Source organism: Bacillus timonensis (genome assembly GCF_000285535.1).
GTDB lineage: Bacteria > Bacillota > Bacilli > Bacillales > Bacillaceae_L > Ferdinandcohnia > Ferdinandcohnia timonensis.
Window position 1 is genome coordinate 57319 of sequence record NZ_HE610989.1, and the last position, 6412, is coordinate 63730.

General features: G+C 38.2%; 8 protein-coding genes. 3 read left to right on the top strand and 5 right to left on the bottom strand.

Annotated elements, in window-relative coordinates; all coding sequences use genetic code 11:
• Positions 1-101 precede the first annotated feature (101 nt).
• Entirely contained in the window at positions 102-722 is a 621-nt protein-coding gene (locus BTHG_RS20430; protein WP_026021913.1) for a YitT family protein, read from the top strand.
• Positions 723-746: 24 nt separating this feature from the next.
• Here BTHG_RS20430 and cysC read toward each other — a convergent pair whose 3' ends face one another.
• From cysC to BTHG_RS20455, 5 genes are read right to left on the bottom strand one after another with little or no spacing between them, the layout of a single operon-like run.
• Positions 747-1352 carry an adenylyl-sulfate kinase gene (cysC, locus tag BTHG_RS20435; RefSeq protein WP_010283866.1) on the bottom strand — a complete coding sequence of 202 codons (606 nt, stop codon included), beginning with the start codon at positions 1350-1352 and terminating at the stop codon, positions 747-749.
• Positions 1353-1362: 10 nt separating this feature from the next.
• Positions 1363-2511 carry a sulfate adenylyltransferase gene (gene sat / locus BTHG_RS20440; protein ID WP_010283867.1) on the bottom strand — a complete coding sequence of 383 codons (1149 nt, stop codon included), beginning with the start codon at positions 2509-2511 and terminating at the stop codon, positions 1363-1365.
• Positions 2512-2537: 26 nt separating this feature from the next.
• Complete coding sequence (locus BTHG_RS20445; RefSeq protein ID WP_042342415.1) at positions 2538-3215, bottom strand: phosphoadenylyl-sulfate reductase; 678 nt, start codon at positions 3213-3215, stop codon at positions 2538-2540.
• 10 nt (positions 3216-3225) lie between these two features.
• Complete coding sequence (locus tag BTHG_RS20450) at positions 3226-3786, bottom strand: histidine phosphatase family protein (protein WP_010283889.1); 561 nt, start codon at positions 3784-3786, stop codon at positions 3226-3228.
• Positions 3771-4538 (bottom strand): phosphosulfolactate synthase, encoded by a 768-nt coding sequence (locus tag BTHG_RS20455; protein ID WP_010283891.1) that lies wholly within the window; start codon positions 4536-4538, stop codon positions 3771-3773. Before BTHG_RS20455 ends, BTHG_RS20450 begins: the two co-directional genes overlap by 16 nt.
• A 221-nt stretch (positions 4539-4759) precedes the next feature.
• On the opposite strand from BTHG_RS20455, the gene BTHG_RS20460 reads away from it, so the two are divergent.
• Positions 4760-6058 carry an MFS transporter gene (locus tag BTHG_RS20460; protein WP_232284506.1) on the top strand — a complete coding sequence of 433 codons (1299 nt, stop codon included), beginning with the start codon at positions 4760-4762 and terminating at the stop codon, positions 6056-6058.
• Between the two features lie 43 nt (positions 6059-6101).
• The gene (locus BTHG_RS20465; protein ID WP_010283895.1) at positions 6102-6389 is read left to right on the top strand and encodes a hypothetical protein; all 288 of its coding nucleotides are present in this window, start codon (positions 6102-6104) and stop codon (positions 6387-6389) included.
• Positions 6390-6412 lie beyond the last annotated feature (23 nt).

The window sequence follows — 6412 nt, forward strand, 5'->3', positions numbered from 1 at the left end:
TATCGGATAACTTGTCATCATAAAATGGACAAGGAGAGTTCGTTTTGGGAGGTAAGCGGTTATGGGTTCCATCATACTAGTCAGAAAGGTCATTTTTGCAAATGCCTAAAATTGTGATCACCTATTTTTGTATTGTTTTCGGCGCATTCTTACAGGGGCTAGGTATGTCCTTATTTTTATTTCCTCATAACATTCCGTCCGGTGGTGCTGCTGGTTTAGCAATACTAATGAATCACTGGATTGAATTGCCGTTAGGCATGTCACTTTGGGTTGTCAATTTTTCCTTTTTAATACTGGCCTTAAAATATTTCGGCTTTTCATGGACAGTAAAAACAATGATTGCTGTTACGATTACTTCAGTAACAGTCAGTTTTACGTCAACACTTGGTTCGTTTCTTACGCCTTACTTCTGGCTTGACTTATTATGTGGAGCAGTGATATTTGGCGTAGGTGTCGGCCTTTTAATCCGTAGTGGCTCTTCAAGCGGTGGAATGGTCATCCCTACGTTAATGATTGCAAAATACAATGATTGGTCCCCAGGGAAAGTCATGCTCTGGTTGAACTTTTTTATTTTTTTACTTACAGCTTCTGTGATTGATATTCGAATTGTTTTTTATGCGATACTTTGTCAAACCGTATCCACTAATATTATTGACATGATTTATCACCTTCGGGCACCTTCGTTTATCTCAGCACAACAGCTCAGTTGGAGAAAAAAATAAAGTAAGAAAGCTAAATCTACTTTCTTACTTCAAGAAAATGCCCCTTTCTTTTAAATAAAGAATGATCGTTTCAACTGATTGTGAAATCGTTAATTTGTCTGTTTCAATTACGAGCTCAGGTTGATTCGGTTCTTCATATGGGGAGCTTACTCCGGTAAATTCGGATATCTCTCCGTTTCTTGCTTTTTTGTATAAGCCTTTTGGGTCGCGGTTTTCACATACTGAAATTGGACATTTGACGTATACTTCGATAAAATCTCCTTCTGGAAACAGTGCTCTCACTTGTTCTCTATCCTCGCGAAATGGTGAAATGAATGCCGTTGAGACGATTTGCCCACTGTCTACAAACAGCTTCGACACCTCTCCAATCCTCCGGATATTTTCTTTCCGATCTTCTTTACTAAAGCCAAGTCCTGCATTTAATCCATGACGGATATTATCGCCATCAAGGACATAGCTTTGCACGTTTTGTGAAAATAGCTCCTTATCAAGGGCATTTGCTAAGGATGATTTTCCTGAACCTGAAAGGCCGGTAAACCAGATTACACAGCTTTTATGTTGATTTTGTTGTTGTCGCTCATATTTCGTTACAGTTGATTGATGCCATACAATATGATTTTCTTCGCCCATAATTCCCACCTTATATCTTCGTATATTGTTCAGCCATGCCTCGAATGAGGATTTCCACAACCTCTGGTCTGCTAAATTCCTTTGGTGGTTTTTTTCCCGCTTTTAGCATTTCACGTACCTTGGTGCCCGACAAGATCACATGGTCATCCTTACTATGAGGACATGTTTTTGCTGACGCCATATTTTCACACTTTTTACAGTAGAAGCTATGCTCGAAAAACAACGGTGATATCCCTAATTCTTCTTCTGTAAAATGGCTAAAAATAGTTTGCGAATCGTAAGTTCCATAGTAATTTCCAACTCCTGCATGGTCACGACCAACAATGAAATGTGTGCATCCGTAATTTTTCCGAACTAATGCATGAAAAATGGCTTCTCTTGGACCCGCATAACGCATCGCCGCAGGAAATACTGAGAGGAATACTCTGTTTTTCGGGTAATATTTTTCTAACAGGACCATGTAGCTTTCCATCCGAATATCACTAGGAATATCATCTGCTTTCGTTTCTCCAACTAATGGATTTAAAAATAAACCATCTACCACTTCAAGTGCAGACTTTTGAATATATTCATGGGCACGATGAACTGGATTTCTTGTTTGGAACCCGACTACCTTTTTCCAACCCAGATGCTCGAAAACGGCTCTTGTATCAATCGGATCGAGATAAAAGGTCTCAAATTTCTGTTTCTTTGGTCGTTTCACAAGATGAATGGGTCCGGCAATATAGACATTCGGTCTTTCATATAATCTTTTAACTCCTGGATGTGCCGCTTCTGTTGTACGGTACACCTTAAAAGCTTCTACTTCCTTATTTGGCACATATTTTTCCGTAACTTCAATGACTCCATAAACCTCATCATTTTGAACGAGTCGAACCTTTTCTCCGATTGAGATTTTCTTTGCCAGTGCTTTGTCTACCGCCAATGTAATAGGAATTGACCAAGGGAGCCCATTTGCGAGTCTCATTGAGTGTAAAATTGATTCATAGTCGTCTTTTCCAACAAACCCATCAAGCGGACTGTATGCCCCAACCGCAAGGAGTTCCAGATCACTTAATTCCATATTGCTAAGTTCGATTTGTTTATCAATTTCTTCATAGTTAAACGTTGAATCGAAACGATTAACCAATGTACCGCCATGCGGTTTACTTAATGCCACTTTTAAAAACCTCCATTTGTTTCATGTTATTTCAGATGTAATCCGCATTCTGTTTTATCGGAATTGGCCCATCTCCCTGAGCGTAAATCACCTTGTAGCGCCTGATTTGTACATGGTGCACAGCCGATGCTTGGATAATTTTTGTCATGCAATTCATTGTAAGGTAAATTGTTTAGTTTGATATAAGACCAAACATCTTCCCATGTCCAGTGAATCAGCGGACAGATTTTGATGTTTTTGAACTTTTCATCTTTATTCAGATATTCCGTATTTTTACGAGTCGGCCCTTGCTCACGGCGCAGTCCTGAAATCCAAGCCTTTGTTCCGCTTAACACCTCATGTAAAGGCTCGATTTTTCGAAGCTGACAGCATAAATTAGGATTCGCCTTCCACAATTCATCCCCGTGAAGTTCTGCTTGTTCGTTTAGACTTATTTTTGGTGTTTTGAGTTCAATTTTAAGGTTTGGATATTTTTCTTTTATTTTTTCAATAAGTTCATATGTTTCTTTAAAATGAAGCCCAGTATCTAAGAAGACAATTTTCGCTTCTTTATTGACCTTTGAAATTAAGTCAATTAGTACGATTCCTTCTGCTCCAAAACTGCAGGCGTAGACAATGTCGTCTGCATGATATGTTGAATACGCCCATTTTAATATGTCGTAATAATCCTTATTCTCATCTATTACTTGCTTTACATTTTCCATACTCCAGTTTTCATATGTGATGGCGCCCAATCTCGTATTCCTCCTCTCGAAACCCGATTGTAAGCATCTGGTTATTTTTTATTTCTAGTTGATTCATTTTATTGATTGTTCCAAATTTAGAATAGGCCAAGCATGCTCGGATCCAAGAGCCATGCCCGAAGACTAACATGGAATCGTAATCTTTGTATTTGTCTATAAACGCGAGCATCCGCTTTTCCAGGTCCGCAATCTTTTCACCAAGTACAATTTCACCAGGATTTGAAAACCAAAGATTTTGGTAGGTTTCAATGAGATGCTGCTTTTTCTTACCCTCGAATTCTCCAAAATTAAGCTCATTCAACAAAGGTTCAGGTTCAAAGTTCTCATATCCATAGGCAATTGCGGTTTGTTGGGTACGAGTCAGTGTACTGGTTAAAATCAATGAATATTTTGGTCTTAACATTTTTTTATTCTTTTCAATATCCTCTTTATCCTTGTTGTTCAGCTCTAAAATGGGAATATCTTTCCTTCCTTGAAGAACCCCCTTCTTGTTCCATTCAGTTGGAAGATGCCTGATTAGGGTAAGTTCCATGTCTTCTCCCCCATGAAAAAGGTTTCGCTGCGCAATCCAAGTCGTTGTGTTTCCAAAACGACTACATCTTGTATTTTTACATTGCCAAGGTTTACATTCGTTCCAAATTGATTAATAAAAAACATTTGTTGCTTTGGAGTTGGTGCTTCAAAAATCACCTTATTTACATCAATATTTTTTGATATTTGGTTAATCAACTCCATGTTGACCTGACCGCTTGCATTATAAATTCCTGCTGTACCTGAGTCTCTCCCCTCAGTAATGACATATTTACAGCCAGCAGCCAACAATAAGTTAATTTCATGTTCCCATTCAGATAAAGGCATTTCTTTACCTTGGTCTTTGGAACCGACCTCTGCAATCACATTAAAATGTTGTTTAAGTTGTTTGATTAGGGAAATCCTTTTATGAAGAGGTATATCAATCGTTCCATTTGAAATTTCAATCCATTCAATCCCATGCCTTTGAAGGCTGTTTGTGTATTCGTCAAGCTTCTCTTGGAGATAGCATTTTTCAAAAAGCGTTCCTCCACAATACGGGATTACCTTGTATCTTTTATATAGGTTGATTTTTTCTTGTAGGTTTGGGGTTACATAAGCAGAGCCAATTCCAATTTTGGCAATATCAATGTAGGCATGATAATCCTGTAAATAAGCCTCAAGTTGACCTACTGGCGTCCCAAAATCGGCTATCGACGTAATTCCATAGCTCCGTTCTCCCTGCGTTCGTGTTGGAACATCTAAAAAGTCCATAGGCATAATTCCTCCTTGTTAAAAGCGCATACCGGTTTTTTGAAACCTCTTTTTATTACAAACACCCATCTTCTTACAGTTGATATGTTATTCAAAAATAGGTAAATGGTGTATTAAATGGGCTTTTCTACGCTTTCCCCCAATTGGAAACTACTAACAGAATAGCCATCACAAGAATTTGAAAAAATAGTAAGGCAATGATTGATTTTAGAGAGGAACGGATGAAGTTCATCCAGCCTTTTACACACAGTAAAAGAAGGAGATGCAAAAACTTGTCCAGTCAAAAAAATTCAGCAATGACAGTTGTTGCGATTGGTTCGATTCCACTGATTCTTGTACTTGGCAATTCGATGCTAATCCCTGTCTTACCACAGATGCAAAAAGAACTAGACATTAGTCAATTTCAAGTGAGTCTTGTCATTACGACATTCTCAATTGCAGCGGCCATATCGATTCCTTTACTTGGCTACTTTTCGGATCGTTTTTCCCGAAAGGCTGTCATCATACCTGCACTCATTCTATACGGTTCAGGTGGTTTATTAGCTGGGATGGCGGCCGCTTGGTTTTCTAGTCCTTATTTTTGGATCATGGCTGGACGGGTTATGCAAGGAATTGGCGCAGCAGGTACAGCACCAATCGCAATGGCACTGACCGGTGATTTATTTAAAGGTGGAAAACAAAGTCGTGTCCTAGGGCTTGTGGAGGCCTCAAATGGTTTTGGGAAGGTAATCTCACCAATTATCGGTTCGTTACTCGCGCTTTTATTTTGGTATGCAGCCTTCTTTGCTTTTCCGATTTTTTGCTTAATTTCCGTGCTTCTCACGATGTTCTTTGTCAAAGAGAAAAAGGATAAGAAAGAACCACCACCATTGAAAAAATATGTGCACGGATTATTTTCAGTGTTTAAAAACGAGGGCAGATGGTTATTTACAGCTTATTTGGCTGGAGCAACCTGTCTCTTTACGTTATTTGGGATTCTCTTTTATTTATCTGATGTATTGGAAAAAACCTATAATACGGATGGTGTCCTTAAAGGAGCAATCTTGGCCATCCCGCTTTTGTGTATGACAACAACCTCCTATATCACAGGAAGTAAGATTGGAAAAAAGATGCCACTTATGAAAAAGCTCATTATCATTGGACTGTTACTGATGACTATATCATTCGCGATGTTAGTCTTTTTCGAAAGCTTAATTCCGTTTATTGCCGTACTGGCAATCAGCAGTATCGGAACTGGACTGGTTTTGCCCTGTATTAACAGTTTTATCACAGGTTCAGTTTCAACCGAAAAACGAGGATTTGTTACATCGCTTTATGGATCCGTACGATTTTTAGGTGTGGCGATTGGTCCACCTATTTATGGATGGCTCATGAATTGGTCAAGAGCTGGAATGTTTTTAACTACTGCTTCATTGACACTTATTGTAGGGCTTTTATGTATGATTCTGATTCATGTTAAAAAGAAAAAACCTAGTAAAGAAACAAATGATTCTCTTTTCAAAAAATTACAGTTTACTTAATTTAAACTTACTGGATTAAATAAATGAAAAAGGAGAGGTTGTCTTGCAAATATTCGTTTCTCCAGAAGTTATCAAAGAAGAGTGCCAAATTCTAAATATTGTTAACCAGGATAAAAAGGCGCTTGGCTATATTTCATTCTTCTTTGATGATAAAAAAATGTATGTTTATGGGCACTGTGAGGAATTAGGTGTCAGTAAGGATTTTAAAGATACCATAACGCCTTATATTCAGGGAATGGCTAAAGCAAAGCCTGACTTAGATATCTTCTCCTATATATCAATTGGTGGAGAAAAACTAGATTTATCTGATGAAGAATCTGAAGAAAAGTAAGGATATCGGTTACGATATCCTCT

Excerpts from the sequence above, each read along its gene's own strand:
- BTHG_RS20430 (WP_026021913.1), top strand. The coding sequence starts at position 102 with ATGCCTAAAATTGTGATCACCTATTTTTGTATTGTTTTCGGCGCATTC.
- cysC (WP_010283866.1), bottom strand. The coding sequence starts at position 1,352 with ATGGGCGAAGAAAATCATATTGTATGGCATCAATCAACTGTAACGAAA.
- BTHG_RS20445 (WP_042342415.1), bottom strand. The coding sequence starts at position 3,215 with ATGGAAAATGTAAAGCAAGTAATAGATGAGAATAAGGATTATTACGAC.
- BTHG_RS20450 (WP_010283889.1), bottom strand. The coding sequence starts at position 3,786 with ATGGAACTTACCCTAATCAGGCATCTTCCAACTGAATGGAACAAGAAG.
- BTHG_RS20455 (WP_010283891.1), bottom strand. The coding sequence starts at position 4,538 with ATGGACTTTTTAGATGTTCCAACACGAACGCAGGGAGAACGGAGCTAT.
- BTHG_RS20460 (WP_232284506.1), top strand. The coding sequence starts at position 4,760 with ATGAAGTTCATCCAGCCTTTTACACACAGTAAAAGAAGGAGATGCAAA.